The sequence below is a fragment of the Candidatus Thermoplasmatota archaeon genome (genome assembly GCA_030018475.1).
Lineage (GTDB): Archaea > Thermoplasmatota > JASEFT01 > JASEFT01 > JASEFT01 > JASEFT01.
Window position 1 is genome coordinate 6,050 of sequence record JASEFT010000012.1, and the last position, 21,244, is coordinate 27,293.

The 21,244-nt window shown below is 38.3% G+C and carries 22 protein-coding genes; 12 read left to right on the forward strand and 10 right to left on the reverse strand.

All coding sequences use genetic code 11. The annotated features are described in order from the left end of the window. The 4 genes from ftsZ to QMD21_02885 form a co-directional block, all read left to right on the forward strand. Nucleotides 1-1,042, forward strand: a 1,042-nt coding sequence (ftsZ, locus tag QMD21_02870) for a cell division protein FtsZ (protein MDI6855711.1), incomplete at its 5' end; no start/stop codon positions are given. A 1-nt stretch (nt 1,043) separates the two neighbouring features. Further along, nucleotides 1,044-1,283, forward strand: coding sequence for a protein translocase SEC61 complex subunit gamma (locus tag QMD21_02875; protein MDI6855712.1), 240 nt, complete (start codon nt 1,044-1,046; stop codon nt 1,281-1,283). An 8-nt stretch (nt 1,284-1,291) separates the two neighbouring features. After that, the gene (locus QMD21_02880) at nt 1,292-1,747 is read left to right on the forward strand and encodes a transcription elongation factor Spt5 (GenBank protein MDI6855713.1); all 456 of its coding nucleotides are present in this window, start codon (nt 1,292-1,294) and stop codon (nt 1,745-1,747) included. A 2-nt stretch (nt 1,748-1,749) separates the two neighbouring features. Beyond that, a complete protein-coding gene (locus QMD21_02885; protein MDI6855714.1) occupies nt 1,750-2,217 on the forward strand; it encodes a 50S ribosomal protein L11 in 468 nt (155 codons plus the stop codon). A 4-nt stretch (nt 2,218-2,221) separates the two neighbouring features. Here QMD21_02885 and QMD21_02890 read toward each other — a convergent pair whose 3' ends face one another. Genes QMD21_02890 through QMD21_02905 form a run of 4 tightly spaced genes read right to left on the reverse strand, consistent with a single transcriptional unit; the run spans nt 2,222 to nt 4,332 of the window. Beyond that, a complete protein-coding gene (locus QMD21_02890; protein ID MDI6855715.1) occupies nt 2,222-2,764 on the reverse strand; it encodes a flavin reductase family protein in 543 nt (180 codons plus the stop codon). Beyond that, complete coding sequence (locus tag QMD21_02895; GenBank protein MDI6855716.1) at nt 2,742-3,263, reverse strand: hypothetical protein; 522 nt, start codon at nt 3,261-3,263, stop codon at nt 2,742-2,744. Before QMD21_02895 ends, QMD21_02890 begins: the two co-directional genes overlap by 23 nt. Then, complete coding sequence (locus QMD21_02900) at nt 3,260-3,697, reverse strand: Mut7-C RNAse domain-containing protein (protein ID MDI6855717.1); 438 nt, start codon at nt 3,695-3,697, stop codon at nt 3,260-3,262. The genes QMD21_02895 and QMD21_02900 overlap by 4 nt, the downstream gene beginning before the upstream one ends. After that, the gene (locus tag QMD21_02905) at nt 3,694-4,332 is read right to left on the reverse strand and encodes a 2,5-diamino-6-(ribosylamino)-4(3H)-pyrimidinone 5'-phosphate reductase (GenBank protein MDI6855718.1); all 639 of its coding nucleotides are present in this window, start codon (nt 4,330-4,332) and stop codon (nt 3,694-3,696) included. The genes QMD21_02900 and QMD21_02905 overlap by 4 nt, the downstream gene beginning before the upstream one ends. Nucleotides 4,333-4,427: 95 nt before the next feature. On the opposite strand from QMD21_02905, the gene QMD21_02910 reads away from it, so the two are divergent. The 3 genes from QMD21_02910 to cca are packed head-to-tail and all read left to right on the forward strand — an operon-like array spanning nt 4,428 to nt 6,893. Continuing rightward, nucleotides 4,428-5,297 carry a hypothetical protein gene (locus tag QMD21_02910; GenBank protein MDI6855719.1) on the forward strand — a complete coding sequence of 290 codons (870 nt, stop codon included), beginning with the start codon at nt 4,428-4,430 and terminating at the stop codon, nt 5,295-5,297. Next, on the forward strand, nt 5,294-5,539 hold the full coding sequence (locus QMD21_02915; GenBank protein MDI6855720.1) for a NifU family protein: 246 nt from the start codon (nt 5,294-5,296) through the stop codon (nt 5,537-5,539). The genes QMD21_02910 and QMD21_02915 overlap by 4 nt, the downstream gene beginning before the upstream one ends. A 10-nt stretch (nt 5,540-5,549) precedes the next feature. Further along, complete coding sequence (gene cca, locus QMD21_02920) at nt 5,550-6,893, forward strand: CCA tRNA nucleotidyltransferase (GenBank protein ID MDI6855721.1); 1,344 nt, start codon at nt 5,550-5,552, stop codon at nt 6,891-6,893. 3 nt (nt 6,894-6,896) lie between these two features. Here cca and QMD21_02925 read toward each other — a convergent pair whose 3' ends face one another. Continuing rightward, nucleotides 6,897-7,163: an elongation factor 1-beta gene (locus QMD21_02925; protein ID MDI6855722.1), complete on the reverse strand. Its 267-nt coding sequence runs from the start codon at nt 7,161-7,163 to the stop codon at nt 6,897-6,899. A gap of 7 nt (nt 7,164-7,170) precedes the next feature. Further along, nucleotides 7,171-7,350, reverse strand: a complete 180-nt coding sequence (locus QMD21_02930) for a zinc finger domain-containing protein (protein MDI6855723.1) — start codon at nt 7,348-7,350, stop codon at nt 7,171-7,173. A 77-nt stretch (nt 7,351-7,427) separates the two neighbouring features. Between QMD21_02930 and QMD21_02935 the strand changes: the two genes are divergently transcribed. Beyond that, a complete protein-coding gene (locus tag QMD21_02935) occupies nt 7,428-8,570 on the forward strand; it encodes a UDP-N-acetylglucosamine--N-acetylmuramyl-(pentapeptide) pyrophosphoryl-undecaprenol N-acetylglucosamine transferase (GenBank protein MDI6855724.1) in 1,143 nt (380 codons plus the stop codon). Nucleotides 8,571-8,612: 42 nt separating this feature from the next. Here the strand turns inward: QMD21_02935 and thiD are convergent, their stop codons facing one another. After that, a complete protein-coding gene (gene thiD, locus QMD21_02940) occupies nt 8,613-9,926 on the reverse strand; it encodes a bifunctional hydroxymethylpyrimidine kinase/phosphomethylpyrimidine kinase (GenBank protein ID MDI6855725.1) in 1,314 nt (437 codons plus the stop codon). A 63-nt stretch (nt 9,927-9,989) separates the two neighbouring features. Here thiD and QMD21_02945 point away from each other — a divergent pair, with 63 nt between their 5' ends. Genes QMD21_02945 through tgtA form a run of 4 tightly spaced genes read left to right on the forward strand, consistent with a single transcriptional unit; the run spans nt 9,990 to nt 15,008 of the window. Further along, nucleotides 9,990-11,195: a M14 family zinc carboxypeptidase gene (locus tag QMD21_02945; protein ID MDI6855726.1), complete on the forward strand. Its 1,206-nt coding sequence runs from the start codon at nt 9,990-9,992 to the stop codon at nt 11,193-11,195. Continuing rightward, nucleotides 11,176-12,633 (forward strand): sodium-dependent transporter, encoded by a 1,458-nt coding sequence (locus QMD21_02950; GenBank protein ID MDI6855727.1) that lies wholly within the window; start codon nt 11,176-11,178, stop codon nt 12,631-12,633. The genes QMD21_02945 and QMD21_02950 overlap by 20 nt, the downstream gene beginning before the upstream one ends. 11 nt (nt 12,634-12,644) lie before the next feature. After that, nucleotides 12,645-13,070, forward strand: a complete 426-nt coding sequence (locus QMD21_02955) for a hypothetical protein (GenBank protein ID MDI6855728.1) — start codon at nt 12,645-12,647, stop codon at nt 13,068-13,070. Further along, entirely contained in the window at nt 13,071-15,008 is a 1,938-nt protein-coding gene (gene tgtA / locus QMD21_02960) for a tRNA guanosine(15) transglycosylase TgtA (protein ID MDI6855729.1), read from the forward strand. It begins immediately after the preceding gene. On the opposite strand, the gene QMD21_02965 is transcribed toward tgtA, so the two are convergent. The 3 genes from QMD21_02965 to QMD21_02975 all read right to left on the reverse strand — a co-directional run bounded on the left by QMD21_02965 (nt 14,997) and on the right by QMD21_02975 (nt 21,129). Further along, on the reverse strand, nt 14,997-15,887 hold the full coding sequence (locus QMD21_02965) for a hypothetical protein (protein MDI6855730.1): 891 nt from the start codon (nt 15,885-15,887) through the stop codon (nt 14,997-14,999). The genes tgtA and QMD21_02965 overlap by 12 nt on opposite strands. A gap of 7 nt (nt 15,888-15,894) precedes the next feature. Further along, on the reverse strand, nt 15,895-20,727 hold the full coding sequence (locus tag QMD21_02970) for a hypothetical protein (protein ID MDI6855731.1): 4,833 nt from the start codon (nt 20,725-20,727) through the stop codon (nt 15,895-15,897). A gap of 102 nt (nt 20,728-20,829) precedes the next feature. Then, nucleotides 20,830-21,129 carry a hypothetical protein gene (locus QMD21_02975; protein ID MDI6855732.1) on the reverse strand — a complete coding sequence of 100 codons (300 nt, stop codon included), beginning with the start codon at nt 21,127-21,129 and terminating at the stop codon, nt 20,830-20,832. Nucleotides 21,130-21,244 lie beyond the last annotated feature (115 nt).

The window sequence follows — 21,244 nt, forward strand, 5'->3', positions numbered from 1 at the left end:
ATCGAAAGAAGACAAAGAGCTCGAGGAATTGTTGCAGTCCTTGCGAGTGAATGTAAAAGTTGCTGGCTGTGGCGGTAGTGGCAGCAATACAATCACAAGAATAGTGCAGGAAGGTATTGCTGGGGCTGAGCTTATTGCAATGAACACAGATGCACAGCATTTGTTACGCAACGTACGAGCACCCAAAAAGATACTGCTTGGAAAGCACAGCACTCGCGGCTTAGGCGCCGGCGCTATACCTGCAGTCGGCGAGAGTGCTACTATAGAAACAGAAGAGGAAATAAAAAGAGCCCTATCAGGAGCGCATATCGTATTTGCTACTTCGGGATTAGGTGGTGGCACAGGCACGGGCGGCTTGCCCGTAATCGCTAAAATAGCTAGAGATTTAAATTCTTTAACTATTGCAGTGGTAACACTCCCGTTCAAAGCAGAAGGCTTAGTAAGAATGAAGAACGCTTTGATGGGATTGGAGAAGCTAAAGGATATTGCTGATACAGTTATAGTAATTCCAAATGATAAACTGCTAGAGCTCGTACCAAGAATGCCTTTAAATGCAGCGTTTAGATTTGCAGATGAAATTCTAATGCGCTCTATAAAGAGTATTACGGAAATGATGACTAAGCCTGGGTTGATAAATGTAGATTACGCAGATTTAAAAACTATAATGAAGAACGGCGGAGTTGCTATGATAGGTTTAGGTGAAAGCGATGCAGACGACAGAGCGCAAAAGGCAATACAGCAAGCTTTAGCCTCGCCACTACTTGATGTGGATATAACAAATGCTACTGGCGCTTTAATTAACGTTTGTGGCGGACCTGACATGACTGTAGCAGAAGCGCAAGCAGTAGTAGAGGAAGTTCATAAAAAAGTCAATCCAGAAGCTACAATAATATGGGGCGCTAGCATAGATCCTGCCTTGGAGCATTCAATGAGAGTAATGATTGTATGCACAGGCGTCAGCTCAGAGCAGATCTTTGGTAGAGCTGAGAGGGCACTGGCACTCGGCAAAGAAGCTACCTATGGCATAGATATAGTGAGATAGAGTGTCACTTGTAAAAAAGGTCTATGAGACCCAAATAAAAGTAGACGAAAGTTTAAAAAAATTAGGTAAAGGTAAGTACGGCAGAGTAGTAAAACTTTCGAGAAAGCCAACTTCAGACGAGTTCAAAAAAGTACTTCTTGTTACAGGCGCTGGAATTTTGATTATTGGTGGTGCAGGCTTCCTTGTGTACTGGCTCTGGAATAATTTATATGCGTCGATGCGCTCATTATTAGGGCTCTAAGTGACAAAATGGCTCAAGAACAGAAGTCCGAGCTTTTTGTAGTAAAAACCTCAATTGGTCACGAAAAAGATGTAGCTGATGCTATAGCGAATCGCGCTAAAAGAACTGCAAATATACTTGCGATACTTTCGCCAGTAAGATTAAGAGGCTATGTTTTTGTAGAAGCCACTAACTTTTACGAGCTACAGTCTATGATAAAAGGGATTGCGCATGTAAGAGGCCTTGTAAAAGGAGAGACAAATGTGCGCGAAATAGAGCATTTATTTGTTCCCAAGCCTATAAGTGCAGGCGTTAGCGAAGGCGATATTGTAGAGATTATTGCAGGACCTTTTAAAGGCGAGAAAGCAAGAATTCAACGTATAGATGAAACAAAAGAAGAGGTCACAATTGAGCTGTTTGAAGCTATGGTACCCATACCTGTCACTATAAAAGGCACGCATGTTAGATTGGTTGAGAAGAAGTGAAAATGACTGACGTATTGGAAGCGCTTGTGGAGGGTGGTAAAGCAACTCCGGGGCCGCCACTAGGACCTTTGCTCGGCCCCCTGGGGGTTAATATACCTAGAATAATAGAGGTAATAAATGAAAAAACGAAACATTTTGAGGGTATGAAAGTACCTGTTAAAATTTTAATTGAAAGTGACAAGAGCTTTGAAATTGAAGTAGGCACTCCTCCGACAAGCGCTTTGATATTTAAAGAGCTAGGTATTGAAAAAGGTTCCGGGAAGCACAAAGAAGCAAAAGCTGGAAATATCGGCTTAGAGCAGGTAAAGAAAATTGCAGAATTAAAGAAAGAAGATTTGCAGGGTAGTAGTTTAGAAGCCCGAGTTAAAGAAGTTATAGGGAGTTGTATCTCTGTGGGAGTAACTATAGAAGGTAAAGACCCAAAGCTTGTTCTAAAAGAGATCGTAGAAGGAAAAATAAAGGTGGAGTAGTTGCTTAAAGTTTCTTTCTCACCTTATTATCAATCGTAGTATAAGTATTTGCACCCAAGTAATAGATAGGTCTTGTGTTTTGCTTGAGAATTTCGTTAAAACAATCTTCACTTACTGATACAGCTACAATCTTACCAATAAACAATGTATGGTCACCGTAAAGCTTACTTTCTACAAGTCTACATTCTAAGTGAGAGTAGCATTCTTTGATTAGAGGAGCTTTAACCTTACTTGCAGCTATCTGTGTTAAGCCAGTGGCTTCGAATTTGTCTGTCTCTCTCCCGGATTTCATACCGCAGTAATGCAACTTATCTAAAATTTCCCAAGGCGCAAAATTAACCACAAATTCTTTTGCTTCTAAAATCAAATTATGAGAGTATCTTTTTGGGTCTATTGATATTCCATAAAGTGGCGGGTTGAAAGAAAGCGGAGAATGCCATGCAAGAGTGATAATGTTCGGCTGAGCTTTGCTGACGACAGTAACTAGAACAGCCATTTTAGGGAATGTGTAATAGATAAATTTTTCAGGCGCTACCTTCTTCTTCATAAATTTTCACTTCATATCTACTTGCAGTAATGTTCCACTCGCACTTATATTTTACAAACTCGGCTATAGAAAAATCTTTAGCGTGGAGTACCAAAGTAGTATTAATAGAGATATTTCTATATTTGTCATCTGCATAAAAACATTCTGCAGAACTCGAATTCCAACTTGCATTGAAAATCCTGCCTTTCAGCGCCTGCAAATATTCAAATTGCGAGCTCACATTCCATATACTTTCATTTATTGCCTGTCTCACAGTTGTATTATTAGTATCGTCTACATTTTTATCCAGTATCGCACGTTTATTAGTCAACTCATCCTCCAAAGCATAGCCGAAATTCAGTTTCAGCTCTTTAAAATCATTGCCTAAGTTTTCAGATATTTCTTGGACTGAGTCTCTCTTTACGTTCAAAAGCACAGTAGCGCTTGCAGCTATTAAAATAAGAGCTATAGCTAAAATAGCAATTGCGAGTAACAATAACTGCGCTTTAGAATTTTTCATATTCTCAACTCTTCTATTTTTTTACTTATCTTTTTCCAATGGCTGCCCTGCCAATAAACTCTATTACAGTTAGGGCATTTCCAAAGTAACGCTTGCTCTTTATAAACTCTCTCGGGTACTATATCTTTTACTTGCTCTTTAGGCACTTCAACTATCTCAGTATTACATATAGAGCATCTTGAGAATTCATCTTCTATCTTTAGTTTGAGCTCTTTAACAGTTTGCTCTAACTGCCTATCTATGAAAACACTTCTCACGAGAAATACATTCTTGCCAGTAATTTTTCTATCCCTAGTTAAAAGTATTCTATTTTGCTCATTAGCAATTTTTATTAGCTCGTCATCTCTCAAATTTTTAGGATAGAGTACGTCAAAGCCGAGCAAGCGCAACCAACCTGCAAGTCTTCCAAGCATATGATCTGCAACGAATTTCATTTCACAATATATTGTAATAGCACGCCGTTATCTAGCTTACTAACTTTTTTCAGCTTGAGCTTTACTACACTTTCTAGCTTTTTAGCGCCTTCGCCGCCAGCAAGTGTTGGCGTAGTTTCGCCGCCAATAGCAATACTTCCTACAAACACATTGAGCTCGTCAGCCAAGCCATTACTCAAAAAAGACCATATGATTTTACTGCCGCCTTCTACAAGTAATTTTCTTATACCAATTTTCCTAAGCGTAATAAGAAGTTTTCTTAAATCTACTTCGCCCTTACCACACTTAATGACCTCTGCGTTTTTTAATTCCTTGCTACAGCCTTCTGCAACAGCAATAATTGTTTTCGCAGTACCGTTCAGCACTTTCGCATTTCTTGGAATTCTACATTTAGAATCTATAACTACTCTTATTGGGCTTCTGACAATACCTTGAATATATTCCTTTTTGACTGTAAGTTTTGGATCGTCTGCTAGAATTGTGCCTATACCTACAAGAATTGCATCGCAACTATTTCTTAGTCTATGCACTCTTTGCATATCTTTTTCGTTAGATATCTTCGTCTGCACTCCTGTAGGCAGCGCAATTTTACCATCTACGGACATAGCGCAGTTAATTATAACGTATGGCCTCATCAAAAACTAAAATAGCTTTCAAATATGAGAACTTTTTCTATTCTCACAACAAACGAAAATCTTATCTATTAAAACCGCATTTTTATTGTGTGCCAATGGCAGGTATTATAGAGGAATTAGAGCTAAAGAGAGACGAATTGGCAATAAAATTGGAAGGTTGCCAAAAGAGGATAGAGGAGATTGAAAGGTTAGCTACAGAGCAGGCTGATAAACGCGACAAACTTAACGAGAAGACAAAGCTTTTGCGTGGGAAGGCAAGCGAGAGCAAAGCTAAGCTTATTAAGCTCAGAGAAGAGATTAATAAAATAAAATCTGAAAATGATATTTTAACAAAAGAGGGACGAATACTTGCCGAGAAATTAAGTTCTTTGATAAGAGCTTGCCTCCCTAAAAAAGGCCCCTATTTAAGCTTGCTAAAAGAAGAGGCGAAACAGTTAGAATTCAAGCATATGACCACAGCACTTGAGCCGAGAAGAGAGAGAGAGCTTGTGGAAAGACTTACTAAACTAAAAACTCAAATTAGGGAGAAAGAGAGAATTCTAGAGCAAAATGAAGATATTAAAAAGATTCGTAAAGCATTTAACGAGATAGAAAAGAGCATTCAGGAGAGGAAAAATAAAATTAGCAGCTCGATAAAAGAATGCAAAGAAATAGCGCAAATAATAGCTGGAACTTATAGAGAAGCTGATAGGTTAAGGAAAGAAGCTGATGCAGCTCAAAGGGAATTTGTAAGGTTAAAAAATATTTCGGCCAGCGAATATGAACAATACTCGGCGCTTTCAGCTCAGTTACGCGATTTTGATAAAATAATTTTAAGTCTTAAACAAAAAGAGGGACTTGCATTAAAAGCTAAGACAGATTTTAAAGTAAAGGAGAGGGCTCAGAAAATTTACGAGCGCTTCAAGCAAGGTGAGAAGCTGAGCACAGATGACCTGCTAACTCTTCAAAAAGCAGGCTTTATATGATTGAGAAAGTTAGGGCTTGTTTGGAAAGAATAAAAATTAATATTCAAGCGCATGGTGGCGATGTAGAGCTAATAAACGTTGACGAAAGCTCGGGTACGGTCACAGTTAGACTTACAGGAGCTTGCGCTACTTGCCCTATGGCGAAACTCACTTTGCAAAAGGGTGTTGAAGAAGAGCTAAAGAAAGAAGTGCCTGCAGTGAAAAAAGTTATTGCTGTGGAAAGTGTGGATTGGCAGATCTGATTTTTAGATAATGATAGCGCTTGAACTTGAAGTATTTAAAAGGATAGCGCCTACCAATCGAGAAAGAGCTGAAATTGCGAGTGTGGTTAATGACCTTTTAAAAAGAGCCTGTGAAGCGATAAAGAAGTTAAGTGTTGAAGCTGATCCTACGATTGTAGGCTCTGTTGCAAAAGATACTTGGCTTAAGAACCCTGATATCGATATTTTCATTCTTTTCCCCAAGCACATAGAAAGAAAGAAATTAGAAGAATTAGGCTTGAAAATTGGCAAAGAAGTGCTACCGGAAGGTGTGCTAAAATATGCAGAGCATCCTTACACAAGCGGCTTTTACAAAGGCTACGAAATAGATGTTGTGCCTTGCTACAAAATTGAAAAAGGCGCAGAAAGGATAAGTGCTGTAGATAGAACTCCGCTCCACACAGATTATATAATCGAGAATTTAAAGGATGAGCAGAAAAAAGAAGTTAGGTTGTTAAAACAATTTTTGAAGGGCATTGGTTGCTACGGCGCTGAAGCGCGAGTGGAAGGCTTTTCAGGCTATCTCTGCGAGCTCCTTATTATTAAATACGGAAGTTTCAGAAATCTGATCAAAGAAGCGCAACAGTGGCGGAGGGGTAAAAAAATTGAGCTTGTACGCTCAAACGCTAAGTTTGATAGTCCGCTCGTAGTTACGGACCCAGTAGACCCAAAAAGAAATGTGGCTTCTGCAGTTTCATCTGAAAAATTTAGTATTTTCATCCATGCCTGCAAAGAATACCTCAAAGCGCCAAAACTAGAATTTTTCTTCCCTAAAAAGCGAAAGATTCTGATGAGAAAAGAGTTACTTAAAGAGTTAAAAGAAAGGGGTGCTAAGATTTTAGGCATTGAGTTTGATAAGCCTGATATTATACCTGACAACCTTTATCCTCAGTTAAGAAAATGTGAGCAAGCAATTTTGCAGCTGTGTAAAGAGCAGGGATTCGAAATTCTTAGCTCCGAGTTCTATGTGAATAAAAGCATAGTTCTGATGTTTCAATTTGAGATTTTCGAGTTTCCTAGCGCTAAAAAGCATTTCGGCCCTTACCTTTGGGATGAGAACAGCAAAAAATTTTTAGCTAAGTGGCTGAACTCAAAAAAAGCCCTAACCAAGCCATACATTGAAAATGATAGATGGGTAGTAGATATAAAAAGAGATTTTACAAATGCAAAAGCTTTAATTAAAAGCAAAATTTTGAGCTTTAATCTTGGCAAAGATATAACTGAGATCATAATGAAGAGAGGATGTAGGATTATAGAGAATGAGAGTCTAGCAAATAAAAAATATTGTAAATATTTAAGTGAGTTTTTAGACAAGCGGTTTAGTTGGGAATATTAGCAATCAGAGCAGCCCTGTGCCTATAATTTCTACACTGCTAACGCCTTTGATACTGGAGATTATTTTTTCAAGCCCCTCGCTACCGCCGGCTGTGTCCGGGATTATCACTGCCAATTCTAAAGCTCTCAATCCAAAGGCAATATATTTTTCATTTATGCTTCCAAGAGTAGCATACTGGGGAATTTTAGATTTAATAGCATTTTTTATCTCTTCTAAATTCGTTTCTACAGATGCAGGTAATACCCTCAATCCTACGATAACCTTACCCATTTTTCTCTCAAGGTCCTACGAACCCACATTCTTTACAGGTGTAGAGAACACTCTGCTCTCTGCATTTAAAGCACCTCGCTATTATTGTATTATTGCACTGGGGGCATTTAAACGAAGCTACACCTTTAACTACGCCTGTAATAGGCTTTCCGCAAGAGCTGCAGTTACCGGGTCTTTCAAAGGCCATTAAGAGAATGAATGAATATGGATGAATTTAATTCTTTCTAACCTAATATTTTATTCTTCCAAAGCAATTACTACTGCATGAAGGTCTATTTTGGCACTTGCGGTATAGGGCTAGCACATACGTCCAGAATGTTACCAATAGCAGACAGATTAAGAGAAAGGGGCATTGAGGTGGTTTTTTCAACTTATGGTAAAGCTTCTGAGCTTGTAACCAGAAACAATTACGAATTGCTGAGAGCGCCAAATATCGGATGGCGAGAAAAAGGAGGCGAGCTCGATATAAAAAGAACTCTAGTTGCAAGTGCTGTCGAAGGTTTGCATTTTGTACAGCAGTATTTATTTGAAAAATATGCGTTAAAGAAGTTCAAGCCCGACCTTGTAATTTCTGACTCCAGATATACTACACTTTTAGCTTCTGCTAAACTTAAAATTCCAGTCCTTTACATAGCAAATCAGATAAGAATCGTTGCTTTCGAGATACCTTTCAAAGAGCAATTAGGAAATTTAATTTCTAATTTTAATTACTTGATTTTGAGAAGGTGCGCAGCTGAAGTTATAGCACCCGACTTACCAGAGCCTTATACTATTGGTAAGGAGAATTTAAATACAGATAAACTAAAAATTAATTTTGTAGGTCCTATAGTTAGAGAAAGACCAGAGAGCTTGCCTTCACAAGTCATTTTGAAAGAGCGGTTAGGATTTGAAACTAATAAAATTTTAGTCTATATACCTATAAGTGGTCCTGGGAGTTCAAGATTAAACTCTTTTAATTTAATTATGCATGCAATTAAGAATCTAAGTAAAGAGATAAATTTTGTAGTTGTAAAAGGCGACCCCGGCGGTAGCTACGAAGAAAGAATAGGGAATATTCTTATAAAGGACTGGGCTGAGAACAGAGCATCGCTTCTTAAAGCTTGTGATTTGGTAATTTCTAGATGTGGCCATGGCACAATTTCTGAAATTGTGGTTTATGGCAAGCCTTCTATTCTAATACCTCAGCCAAACCAGCCTGAACAATATGTGAACGCAAGAGGATGCGAAAGTTTAGGTATAGGAAAGGTTATAGAGCAGAACAAGTTAGATAGTGAAAGCCTTTATAGCGCAACTATGGAGCTTACTAGCAATGAAAAGGTCAACGAAAAATTAAAAAAACTTCAAGAGTTATCAAAAGAATACGATGGAACGAAAAGAATTTTAGAAAGAGTTTTGGAGTTTAAGTAAACTCAGCAACGAGGTTCTTCTTGACTAGCTTTTTGGTTAAGTCTATCTGCTGAGTTTAAGTAATTTTAAAGTCACATCTTTTGGAGACTTACCTAAAATTCTTATCATTGCCTCTTTGCCGAGCGCACCTTTATCGTAAATAATATCAGGTACAAAGCCTGCTTTCTTTATTGCGCTGCTTGTGCCCCATTCCATAGTAGAAATTTTCTCTTCTTGTGGCTCTTTACTCCTGTCAAACGATGAAATTTTCAGTCTTGATGCTCTAGCTCTTTCCAAAATTTCTTCTGAGTATTTAATGTTCATTGCAGAGCGTATGCTTTTATCATAGCGCATCGCAGTTAAAACTGCAGTCGCAATATGCTTCGATTTGCCAAACTCTATTTTTCCAACTCTTTTTAATCTATTACCTACCTTTACCAATCTTCCCTCTATACCGCAAACATCCTGCAAAGAAGTAGCATTAGGTAAAGCGTATACAAAATTTATACCAACTTCCGGAGCAAGCCGCAAAGGAAGATTTTCCTTAACCCATTCCACACCTTCTTTTAATTCTTTTAAAACCCTATATTTTTCAACATCATCTTCTACTATTGCATATTGACTTACTACATCTACGCCTTTACCTGGCTTATAACTAGCAAGAATCATTTTTGTAATAAGATTTTTCGCATTCTCAATTGCATTCTCAATTTTCAAATCTTTTGCTATTAATCCTGTGATAAGTGCAGAATAACTACAGCCTGAGCCATGGGCTTTCGCAATTAGCTTTGGGGAAGAGTAGCGCTTGAAATTTTTTCCGTCATAAAGGATATCAACTGCTTCTTTCTCTAAATGACCTCCTTTGATAATAATGTATTTAGCGCCAAACTTATAGAGCTCTTTGCATGCAAGTTCCATATCACAAATATTCTTTACTTCTTTCCCAATAATTGTACTAGCCTCATATAAATTCGGCATTAGAATGAATGTTTCTGGTATAAGGTACTTTCGTAAAGAGTTTATAAAATTTTGTTCGACTAGCTTAATATTAGTTGTGGATTTCATTACAGGGTCTACAACGGCTTTTAAATTATATTTGCTGATTTTTTCTGCTACTAATTTTACTATCTCAGCGCTGTGGAGCATTCCAGTCTTTACATACTGAATATCCATATCCTTGATTACAGTATCAAATTGCTCTGCAATAGCTTCAATAGGCAGTGGGTAAATTTTTTTTATTGTTTCTGTGCTCTGAGCTGTAATACAAGTAATTACTGTAGCGCAGTGCAAGCCCAGCATTGAAAAAGTTTTCAAATCTGCCTGTATACCAGCTCCTGAAGAGCTGTCAGAACCTCCGATCGCAAGTACGGAGAGCATAATTATGAGAATGATTTACACAGTTATTAATTTTATATCTCCCCAAAACAATATTATAATAAAATGGGCAAAAGATTACTCCTCCTGTGTTTAATTCTAATAATAAGCTCTGCACCTGCAAACTCAGTAAAGTTGAGCAGTAGCGAAATAAAAGGGGGCTACCACTCTTACGATAGTATGCGCTTAGAGCTTGAAGATTTGGCTGGCAAATACCCAAATATTATTAATATTTCTTCTATAGGAATAACTTACGAAGGAAGAGAAATTCTAGTAATAAAAATATCAGATAATCCTGAAATTGACGAGAACGAGCCTGAGGTTTTGTATATGGGAGCGCATCATGGCAATGAGAAAACCTCTTACGAAGTTCTGATTTATTTTATAAACTACCTTGCTGAAAAATATTATGAAGCTAGTGAAGAGGGCAATAGAGTAAGATGGGTTGTGAATAACCGCGAGCTCTATATTATTCCTATGTTTAACCCAGACGGTGTAGAAGCTGACGAGCGTAAAAATAGAGAGCCAAATTATGGTCCCTTAGGCAATCCATTACCTAACTGCTACGGCGTAGATTTAAATAGAAATTACGGTTATAAATGGGAGCTCTTCTATGTTCCTCGATACAGAGTGCATTATTTAGGTACTACAAGCAACAACCCTTACAGCGATCGATATCGTGGCGAAGAGGCTTTCTCGGAGGCAGAAACCAAAGCAATAAGAGGTTTTGTGAGCGAGCACAACTTCACACTTGCACTTTCTTATCACACTTATGGTGAAGTGATTCTTTACCCCTGGGGCTATACAGACGAAGATCCCCCTGAGGAAGAACTCTTTTTGTCTATAGGAAATAATATTTCGAAGTTCAACGGCTACAGAGTTAGCCAGAGTAGCGATTTATACTGGACTCTGGGCGATGCCACAGATTGGCTCTACGGTGAAAGGAACGTTCTGGCTTATACTATAGAGCTTGGTAGAGACCACTCGCCGCCTTACGAAGAGGTTTTAAACATTTCTAAGACCCACGTAGAAGTTAATCTTTACATTGCAGAAATTGCTGAGAATCCGCGGGGGGAGTGGGTTGTTAGAGACGAGCCTCTAGAAAGTGTTTTAAGAGCTAGAGAGAAAATTTTTGAAGACACTCCAGCCACGCTCGCTACTATGAGCTTCATGATGATAGCAGCATTTGGAATAACTTATGGCGGACTCTTCATGTGCTTTAGAATAGCCATGAGATCCGAAAGGAAGAAATATGGAAGTATGGAAGAGTAGATGGGGACTTATATTTGCAGCGCTTGGCGCAGCTATAGGCTTAGGCAATATCTGGCGCTTTCCTAAAGAAGTTGCTGCTAATGGTGGAGGAGCTTTTATTATAGCTTATATAATCTTCCTGTTCTCATGGTCTGCACCTTTGCTAATTGCAGAATTTTCGTTAGGCAAGAAGACAAGGCTCGGCACAATAGGCACTTTTAAAATTTTCGTGGGCAAGAAATATGCATTTATGGGTGCGTGGATGATGGTTGTATCAACAATTGTTTGCTTTTACTACGCTGTGATTACAGGTTGGACAATTAAGTATTCTACTCTAGCCTTATCAGGTAGCCTGAGTGCAAGTACTAACACAAGCCAGGTATGGCATAATTTTATTATTTCGCCATTAGAGGTAATATTTTTCCAATTTATAGCTATAGCTTTTTGCGCCTACGTTGTATACAAAGGTATAAGAAAAGGAATAGAAAAAGTGAATATAATACTCATCCCACTGTTGTTCATTCTTCTATTTGTAACCGCTATTTGGGCACTTTCGCTCCCAGGCTCGTTGAACGGCTTAAAATTTATGTACATTCCTAGAATGGAGTATTTAGTGAGAGCTGAGACTTGGGTAAGGGCTCTAGCGCAGTCGGCATGGTCATGCTCAGCAGGATTCGGTATGGCACTCACATACGCAATTTATATGAAGAAAAAGGAAGACACCGCACTTAATGCATTTATCACAGGTTTAGGTGATACTGCAGTTGCGCTTATCGCAGGTATAGCAGTGATATGCACTGTATTCGCGCTTTCTGCAACTACAGGCGAGGCGCTCGGAATAATGGAGTCCGGAGAAACAAGCTTAGCATTTGTACATCTTACCGGTCTTTTCCTCAGAATGCCCGGCGGTATTTTCATAACAGGTATGTTTTTCATTGCAACGGCTTTCGCAACACTTACTTCTCTAATTTCAGGTTTTGAAATTGCAACAAGAAATTTCATGGATCATGGTTGGTCAAGACATAAATCTCTGGCTGTTGTAGCATGCGCTACTTTTCTACTAGGATTGCCATCAGCTGTAATTGTAATCGGTGCAGAGCCTGTGTTTTTAGCAAATCAAGATTTCGTTTGGGGTCTAGGATTAATAGTTGCAGGACTCTTCGTTGCTTTCGCAGTTTGGAAATACGGCGCTAGTAAATTTAGAAAAGAGCTTATCAATACAGGCTTTAACGATATAAATATAGGTCGTTGGTGGGATTTTGTTATTACAATATTATTCCCGTTACAATTTGGAGCACTTATGGTTTGGTACCTATGGCAATCATTGCAATCGCCACAATGGTGGAACCCGCTTATGCCAATCGGATGCGCAACCTTAATTCTACAATGGTCTGTTGCAATGCTTGTGTTATTTAAATTAAATAAATGGCTTGTTGGTAAAGAGCTAAAGCCGGTGTAGTAACAAAAAAAATGAGGAAACTATTTAGAGACGACATAGAAGTTAGAGAAAACATTGTCACTGTAAAGCCTGATAGCACTATAAGGCATGGAATAATTTCGCCAGTAGATTTGCAGATAGGCAGAGGATGTGTCATATATTACGATGTGATTTCCAAGAAGAACATTGTAGCAGAAAATATTACTGTATGCGGCGATATGCTTGCCAGAGGAGATATAACTTTAATTTCAAGTGCTAATATCGATGGAAAGATTGTTGCAGGCGGCAATATAATAGTTGAGGGCGATGTAGAAGCTGAAGAACTACTTGCAGATGGCGATATTTTCATAATGAAAAATGTGACTGCTAAAAGGGTAGAAGCTAATGGCGATTTGATAATAAAAGGTAAATTAAGAGCAATCAATTTTTCAGCTGGCGGAAGAATAGTAAAAGTGTAGATGTTCGAAGTTAAATATCGTGACGGACTTGCAAGAATAGGAGTTCTTGAGACTAAAAGTGGCAAAATTACTACTCCTGCTTTACTACCGGTAATCAATCCAACCCAAATTTTGATCTCACCTAAAGAGCTTAAAGAGAATTTTAGATGCGAAGCAATAATTACAAACTCTTATATCATCTATAATAATGAAATTTTGAAAAAAGAATGTTTAGAAAAAGGTCTCCGCTCTACGCTAGATTTTGGAGCTTCAATAATGACAGATTCCGGCAGTTTCCAAGCTTATGAGTATGGAGATCTTGAGATAAACAACGAAGAAATACTAGGATTCCAAACTAAAATAGATAGTGATATCGTAACAATGCTTGACGTTATTTCTCCGTTAGATCGAAAATATAGTGACAGTAAAAATGACGTGTTAGAGACAATTGAGAGGGCAAAACAAGCTGTCGCTAAGAAAGAAGATAGATTGCTTGCATGCACTGTTCAAGGCGGCCTTTATCCGGATTTGCGAGAATATTGTGCAAAAGAGCTCTCCAAATTGGAATGCGATATTTTTGCAATTGGAGGCGTTGTCCCTTTGCTCGAAAGTTATAGATTTGAAGTTCTTGTAAATATCGTTCTCACTTCCAAAAAAGAGCTTGTACCTTCTAGACCAGTACACCTCTTCGGCTGCGGGCACCCTATAATATTCCCTGTTGCCGTGCTTTTAGGCTGCGACCTTTTTGACTCAGCAAGCTATGCAAAATATGCAAAAGCTGAAAGATTGGTTTTTCCAGAAGGTACGAAAGCATTGGAAGAGATAGGATATTCACCTTGCGTTTGCCCAGTCTGCAATCAATTTGAAGAGCTAAAAGAGCTTGACAAGCAGGAAAGGGTGAAAAGAATTGCGGAGCATAATCTTTACGTAAGCTTTGGAGAGCTTGCTAAAGTCAAGCAAGCAATTTACGAGAACAATTTATGGGAACTTGTAGAGCAACGTTGTACTGTACATCCAAGCTTAGGCAATTTACTTAAAGTAATTGCTCGCTACAAAGAATTTTTAGAAAAATTCGATAATTTATCGAGAAAGAGTTTTTTTTATAGTTGTAAAGAGTCTTTAGAAAGGCCTAGCGTTTATAGATATGAAAAAAGATTGTTCGAGCGCTATGAAAAGCCTAAGGATACTAAAATCCTTGTGGTTCTGCCTGAGAGTAGAAAGCCTTACGGAAGAACTTATAGCGGAATAATAAGAGAAGTATTGAAAGTAACAAATGCGCATTTCGTTGTTAATTCTTGTATCGCCCCAGTACCCATTGAGCTGGCTGAGATTTACCCAATAGCACATGTGGTTATGCCAGAAAAGATTTATAGGGAGTTTGAAGAAAGGTGTGAGAAGTCACTTAAGAACTATCTCGACCATTTCGATTACTCAATGGCTCTCCTCTGGAATAGCGAAGAAACTCTAGAAGCTCTAAAACTCGTTGCTGAGAAGAAATATATTGATTACGACATTTTGAGACTGCAAGCAGTTGCAAATATGCAGTTTGGTAAAAATGCAGGTAAAGCTTTGTTTGAAAATAAAGATGTGAGAATAATAAAATCGAAAACAGGCAGGATAAGAAATGTTTTTATTGACACTGAGTATGCGCTCTCTGTACGGAACGACGGGTTCTTCAGTTTAAAGTTGAAAGGGGCAAGGTTATTACATTCCTTTTTCCAATATCCAAAACTAAGAGTCGCGGTTAATAAAGAAGCTGTAGAGTTTATTGAGAGAGGTAGAAATTTATTTGCTAAGTTTGTTGAGTTTTGCGATGAAGAGCTTAGACCTTATGACGAGGTTTTGATTGTAGATAAGCAAGATAATCTTTTAGGCGTAGGCAGAGCTTTGCTTAACTCTCAGGAAATGCTGAGTTTTAAAAGAGGTATTGCGGTAAAAGTGAGGAAATTACATGTATAAAAACGTGAATAATTTGGTCTTGTTAGTATGGAGGTCTAGCGCCACATCTGTAATTTCCAGTAACCTTCTTTCTACATAGAAGCTCTCACCTTGATTTAGTTCAAAACCTGAGCCGAGCATTCTATCAGTTATATTCAGATATTCCCAAGTAGTTCGATTACTAATATTATTTTGGGCTGGATTCCATAAATAATCGCAATTTATAAAGCCGGGCAGCTCCAGCCCTTGTCCATTCATTATGAGAATACCTCTGTAGAATGAGATTTGATTTGGAGCTACAAACTCTTTTTTGATATTGAAAGTAGATGCGTTCAAAGTGGTTTTTACAAAATCGTTTATTTCGTTAGATAACATATTTGCTTCTTTCTGCAACAATTCCGAGCGCTCCAAATAAACGAAAGTTAAATATTTAGAGCCTTCAGGTAACTCTATAGCTCTATTCGCTATAAAGAAATCTTCGTAAGAACGACAAGAAATACTTTTTATTTTGGAATTCACTGCTTCTAACCTCTCTGCAGTTATATATTTGAGCTCTTGGGGATTCCATAAACAGATAGATTTTGCGAAAGTGCCCACTTTCACAACATTATCACAAGTTACTATTACTAAATTTGGCGCGATTTCTATTTTGTAATTTCTACCACCTATTTCAGAAGGAAGCTTAATGCCAGACCTGCTTAAATTAAATGTTATTCTCAGTTTAAACTCTGATGCGGAGCTCGAAACTGTATTTACAGTACTAGAAATAGTATCTGCGATATTTTGCAACTCTTGAGTTTCAAAATTTTCGAACTGGATTTTGAAAAAACCTAAAACGCTAGAGATCATTATAGTGACAGCCACAAGCATAGCAAATTTTGAGCTTAGCCATTCTAGCATCTTCTTTTTAAGCGCTTATTTCATAGATAGCGCCTTTTATCAGCCATATTTCCAAATCTCTGTTCTTACCAACTCCTACAAATGAAATTCCATTCTCAAAAGCAACTTTGATACCAAACTCAATTTTCCAATCGCCCAGGTCTACCATAAACAATGTAAATGCCGGAATGTTCGCTTGGATGACCACAGAGATTTTTAGTTCCATATTTACAGCAAGTAAAAGCTCACTCAGCACCTTAGGCGCAGCTTCCGCTTTACCGTAAATTTCTAATCTTAAAAATAGATGTTCTGGAAGCTCTGAGGATGGTAAAGGATAACTTTGGTGCAAATTAGGATTGAGAAAATATTTGATGTAACTAGCAACAGCTTTGCATAACCAGTGAAGCAGCTCTGCAATAGCTGTACCTTCCATTACAAACGATAGCTTTAGACCTCCGCCAATACCTGTGCCTATAACTTCGATTATAATATCCACATAGAACACAAGCTCTACAACCACCTCTCTGATGATTTCCAGTATTCTTTCTTTAAATTTCCAAACGAAAGTTTTTGCAAATTTCAAAACGTAATCTAGCTCTTGTTTGTACTCAGAGCTTAATTCATATTTGGTCTCTGAGAAGCAGTCCTTAATTGCACTTGAAATTAAAGTTTTAAGGTTGAGACAAGGCTTCGCCGGCGAACTAATATCTGGATTGCCGCCCCCTTTACTGTTTGGATGGAATACCCAAGTTAGTGCGCAATCGTAAACTCTCTGCCATGTACGATCGTCGTACTCGTTATCTGCGTAGATTGGGGTTTTATCTATAACTTCTCCGACACTATTTCTTAAAACCACTCCTGAAGGTTTACCATCCGTGAAAAACCCATGCGACAGATTAATTATAAGGTAGCTGCGAGCACAAGCTATAGCACCCGGAATGCTAATACCATCAAGTTTGTAATTTTTTCTTTCACCGGTTAAAGGAGAAACTGTCCATCCATCAAGGAGAATATCTTCGTAAGTAGGATTGCAGAGCTCTACCCATTGCTCGTTAGTTGAAGAGCTTAGCTCGAACTCGTTAATTACTACATGGTCTATAACAGGGGCTTCGTAAGTTAGCTCAGTACCTATTTCTACGGAGGCTTGTATCGGCAGAGGCGGTATTGGGATAGGCACGGGCGTTACAGGTAAAGAGAAGGAGACCGTATTTGTAAGCTCGAGCTCTGGCAGATATAAGTCAAAACCCAAGCCCTTATCATTCCACATGCATTTACCGTGCAATTCTACAAAATGCTCGTAAACCCACATAAGCGGATCTAATATTAAGTTGAGCTCCAAGCCTAATATCTTTAGTTTGCCATTCAAAATAATATCTCGTTTACCTTGAACATCAACAGCATCCAGTCTAAATCCAAGCTGAGCCCCTAAAATGCTAATCTCTGCAAGTATTGAGAAAAGCTCATCTATTCCGCAGTTTGAGTAGAAATTCTTGCTACCGTCAGGATCCACATAGATAGCAAAAGTGATACCAAAAGCAGAAAACTCAAAATTCGTAACACCGAGCCTTTCTAGAAGCCATAATGCACCATTTATTACCCAGCTAAAGACTTCGCTCAAAAATCCTCTTATCCACTCTATTGCAATTTGCAGTATGTTACTTATCGCATCTACAAGCCAGAAGCAGTAATTGAGCAGTGTAGAAATAATGTTAATGAAATACTCTGATATTTTTGCTAATACGTCGATGGCAATCCCTACGACGCCAAAAATGTTATCCCATATTTTGGACAGAAACTCAAGGATATCACCGAGTAAGGTATTAGTAGGCGTGTAATCAACACCCTGCAAGCCCCAACCTGAATAAACGGTAACGGTAAGACTGAGATTGAGCTCGAGAGTAGAGTTTTTCCAACAATAGTTATGTACACCGTCGTTTAATAGAACTCTACGTTCGGAGCGCGCTGAGACTGAAAGTTTACCATAAACTTCAATATTCCAGGTAGTCTCGAAAGGCCGCTCATCAACAGCTTCGGTTGTGTAATGCACGCCTTTAGGCGCGCTGAGTTCGAGCCATAGTTTGTACTGGGCTGGAGAATGATAAAGTGCATCATAAAGTTCAGAAGCAGACTCTAAATCGAGCTTGTCAGTTACAGGCTGAGATTCTAACTTCAAATAGTTTGGGGTCTGATCTATTATGAATCTTTCACTTTGTACAGTTTGATTTGAAACTGCTTGTTCATAGCTACCTGTCCATATCTCAAATTGAGTTTGCTTTCTATCCTTTTGATAATCTACTGGGAGCAAAAATTTAGTATTTGTAAGCTCGCAGCCGCTCATAAGCCGTACAAGTACCTTCAGTAGAAAACTTTCGAGAGTAGTCAAAAAACTGTTAATTATCATTCCGAATAGTTCTGCAATCCTTACCACCACTTCTTCAATTTCATTAAATGCAAGCTCAAATATTTTTACAAAAATCTCTGTAACTGCATCGAGAATAGCATTTAGCGCGTTGGTAATCCCATTCTTTAAAGCATTCCAAAACGTAGCCCCCTCATTTTTTACATAGTCTTTTGCCTTTTGATATTTACCTCCTTGCCCGAATACCCAAAATATTCCGCCAACAACAAAATCAACTATACCTTCTACAACATTATTTGCGACTTCTACTATCTCATTTTCAAGCCAGTCCCCAATCCCATTTATAGCGCTCGCGATAGTGCCTTTTATACAATCTTTTAGTTTGTATACAACTTCGACCAGAAACTCTTTTACGTTGTCTACAAGCCAGTCTGTAGTAGAAGTAATATCAGATTTTAGCTTACCAATGCCTACTCTTACCCAATCTTCTAAGGTAACCTCCATATATTCTATAATAGATTGCTCATCATTGGGGTCTATTTCAAGCTGAGGATAATTCTCGATGCCTCCAAATAAGATTGTTACGAGAGCAGTAGCTATGTATTGAGCTAGCGCTTTGAATAAATTTGTAATTATTTCTTTGGAGCGGTTGTAGAGCTCAGCCAGAAATTCAACAGCATTATTTATAAGGTTGTATATTTCATCAACTAAATTACAATGGTAGTCGTCTACATTATAAGTTGTAGCTTGTAGATCTTTATCGGTTACTTCTACACCATCAAAAATTTCTTCTACTTTAAGATTTCTCACAACCCAAACCGACAGTGGGTCATTGCTATCAAATTCCCAACCAAGCTGAGCTGTAGAATTAATATATTCTTCAGGAATAGTTATACTCTCAGCTGTCCATCCACTAGTATTTGAATTATAGGTTTTAAGTACTTCCCAGTCTTGCAATGAGCTTTTACGAATTACTAGTTTAGCATCGCCAACGTTTAAATCTAATTTGTGCTCGAACTTTAAATAAACCACGTTCTGAGATTTAATAAAGAAGACAGTGCCTGCCAAAGAGTGATTTGTAGGCGGCGGGTAAATTGGATAACTGCTACCCTCGCAAGTTAAATCCACAAGTTGATGTAAAATACTACTCTCGTTGCTACCGTAACACTGCCAGTAACTTCCAACTTTTTCCCATGCGCCTTCACAGTATGGATAACATATCTCTGTAATTTCGGCTTTTGAACTGTTTATCTCCAGTCGGTATGTAACATTAGGGAGTGCAACCCTGCCGCTATCTATAGTTATAGCTCCGCTACTATCTAATCCTATACCCAGCCACCCAAGAACCCTTTTGATAAAACTTTTGAGCGTTGCCCAATTCTCAGCTATGTCTAAATAGTCTAAATATTTTCCAAGATACTGATCAAATATAGCATAGAGTGCTTGCGCGAAAATCGCAATTACGTCTACAGGCTTTTCATCTAAGTATATATACAGTGCAATAAGATCTGCAGGGTCTATAATGCCAGAGGTTACATAGTTTTGAATTAAATTATAGAGCGTGCGCTCTGACAGTGCAGGAGGATGGGTTATATTAAAGCTATTTATAGCTTCTTGGTCTAAAGTCCTATAAAGAGTTACAAATTCAAGCACCACGGCAACATTAACTGCAAGCTCCACATCATTAGGAGTTAGAATATCTGAGACGCCGCCTGGCGGCGCTGGCAAACCAGGCCAGTTGCTAGATAACCCGCCATAGCCTTGAAATACCCTATACTGAGCAATTGTTGTGAGAATATATTTTATTATCCTCGCTAGATTTGAAACGCTTCCCTTGGTATGAGCATCTAAAATTTTGAATTTCTCAGCTAAAAAAGGATAAGGAGCATCGAGTTGTTTGTACAGTGTAAGGTTCTTGTGCAGTTCTAACCCGCTAGTTAGGTGTTTTACACTGCAATTCACCCAACCTTCCACAGTATAGTAAGGAGTGCAATTTACAGCAGCCAGCTTTCCCGCATAAGTCAGATCCAGAGCTTTGGATTTGCCGGTAGTGTTGTAATGAAATGCAAGCTCTTGAGTGCTGTCTGATGGAATAATATCATAACAGCTCTTCCGCGCAAGACCAATACCCACATCCCAGTCATTTATATAAAGTTGATAGTTGCGGTTCGGAGACGCATTATTAGCTTTTAAGCTCCAAATGTATTCATTGAAATACTCACTAAAATAATAGTTGATCGCACTATCGTTTCCATCGATCTGAGTTGCTACAGAAATAGCAGTCATTGCCAGTATATGAGCTTTGATTTCTAAATCTGTACGAAAAACTTCTAGCTCGTTGCTCAATCTACCAACTTGAGATTGCTTTAGCGCATTTTGGGTGTACTGATGATTCAATCTGCTAATATATGCAAGAGATATTACTGCGAGAATCAATATTAACACTGCAACAAGTGCAAAAGGTACTGAGCCTCTATTGTCGCAATTAAATTTCTTTGTCATGAGAATTTGTTTGGGGCTTGTAAAATATAAAGAATCTCAGTTATGTACTGATAGAGTACAATAATACTAGAAGCAGTGTAGCAAGAAGCTCAGTTCAAGCAGCTACTTGCCCTTCTCCTTCGGCGTCTTCATCATCATTATACCTTTATTAGCTATCCAAGAGCCTGACAAGCCCATAATAGAAAGTGCTAGAAACTTAGCGCCTATTATAATTGAAATTCTAAAATAAGTTCCCATCATCGCTTCCATGCCTTCGCCGCCATCTTGTAAAATTGTATCTGCAGATGTATATAACTGATAAGCTAGAAGAAATATTATTATAAGAAACGCAATGCCTAAGAAGAAGAAGGGAAGCCCCGTTATCTTACTGTATTTATCAATTTTTGATTCCTCAAATGCCACAAGAATGATAAAGGAGTACGAGATTAAAAATGTTTGGGATGTGTAACGCGAAGATAGAAACAAGTAAAGCCCACCCACCTACACCCCTAGATTAGGTGGTAGCACAGGTTCTATA

Bases quoted from the DNA above. Each gene is read 5' to 3' on its own strand.
- QMD21_02880 (MDI6855713.1), top strand. From the start codon at position 1,292: ATGGCTCAAGAACAGAAGTCCGAGCTTTTTGTAGTAAAAACCTCAATT.
- QMD21_02885 (MDI6855714.1), top strand. From the start codon at position 1,750: ATGACTGACGTATTGGAAGCGCTTGTGGAGGGTGGTAAAGCAACTCCG.
- QMD21_02890 (MDI6855715.1), bottom strand. From the start codon at position 2,764: ATGAAGAAGAAGGTAGCGCCTGAAAAATTTATCTATTACACATTCCCT.
- QMD21_02895 (MDI6855716.1), bottom strand. From the start codon at position 3,263: ATGAAAAATTCTAAAGCGCAGTTATTGTTACTCGCAATTGCTATTTTA.
- QMD21_02900 (MDI6855717.1), bottom strand. From the start codon at position 3,697: ATGAAATTCGTTGCAGATCATATGCTTGGAAGACTTGCAGGTTGGTTG.
- QMD21_02905 (MDI6855718.1), bottom strand. From the start codon at position 4,332: ATGAGGCCATACGTTATAATTAACTGCGCTATGTCCGTAGATGGTAAA.
- QMD21_02910 (MDI6855719.1), top strand. From the start codon at position 4,428: ATGGCAGGTATTATAGAGGAATTAGAGCTAAAGAGAGACGAATTGGCA.
- QMD21_02915 (MDI6855720.1), top strand. From the start codon at position 5,294: ATGATTGAGAAAGTTAGGGCTTGTTTGGAAAGAATAAAAATTAATATT.
- cca (MDI6855721.1), top strand. From the start codon at position 5,550: ATGATAGCGCTTGAACTTGAAGTATTTAAAAGGATAGCGCCTACCAAT.
- QMD21_02925 (MDI6855722.1), bottom strand. From the start codon at position 7,163: ATGGGTAAGGTTATCGTAGGATTGAGGGTATTACCTGCATCTGTAGAA.
- QMD21_02930 (MDI6855723.1), bottom strand. From the start codon at position 7,350: ATGGCCTTTGAAAGACCCGGTAACTGCAGCTCTTGCGGAAAGCCTATT.
- QMD21_02935 (MDI6855724.1), top strand. From the start codon at position 7,428: ATGAAGGTCTATTTTGGCACTTGCGGTATAGGGCTAGCACATACGTCC.
- thiD (MDI6855725.1), bottom strand. From the start codon at position 9,926: ATGCTCTCCGTACTTGCGATCGGAGGTTCTGACAGCTCTTCAGGAGCT.
- QMD21_02945 (MDI6855726.1), top strand. From the start codon at position 9,990: ATGGGCAAAAGATTACTCCTCCTGTGTTTAATTCTAATAATAAGCTCT.
- QMD21_02950 (MDI6855727.1), top strand. From the start codon at position 11,176: ATGGAAGTATGGAAGAGTAGATGGGGACTTATATTTGCAGCGCTTGGC.
- QMD21_02955 (MDI6855728.1), top strand. From the start codon at position 12,645: ATGAGGAAACTATTTAGAGACGACATAGAAGTTAGAGAAAACATTGTC.
- tgtA (MDI6855729.1), top strand. From the start codon at position 13,071: ATGTTCGAAGTTAAATATCGTGACGGACTTGCAAGAATAGGAGTTCTT.
- QMD21_02965 (MDI6855730.1), bottom strand. From the start codon at position 15,887: ATGCTAGAATGGCTAAGCTCAAAATTTGCTATGCTTGTGGCTGTCACT.
- QMD21_02970 (MDI6855731.1), bottom strand. From the start codon at position 20,727: ATGACAAAGAAATTTAATTGCGACAATAGAGGCTCAGTACCTTTTGCA.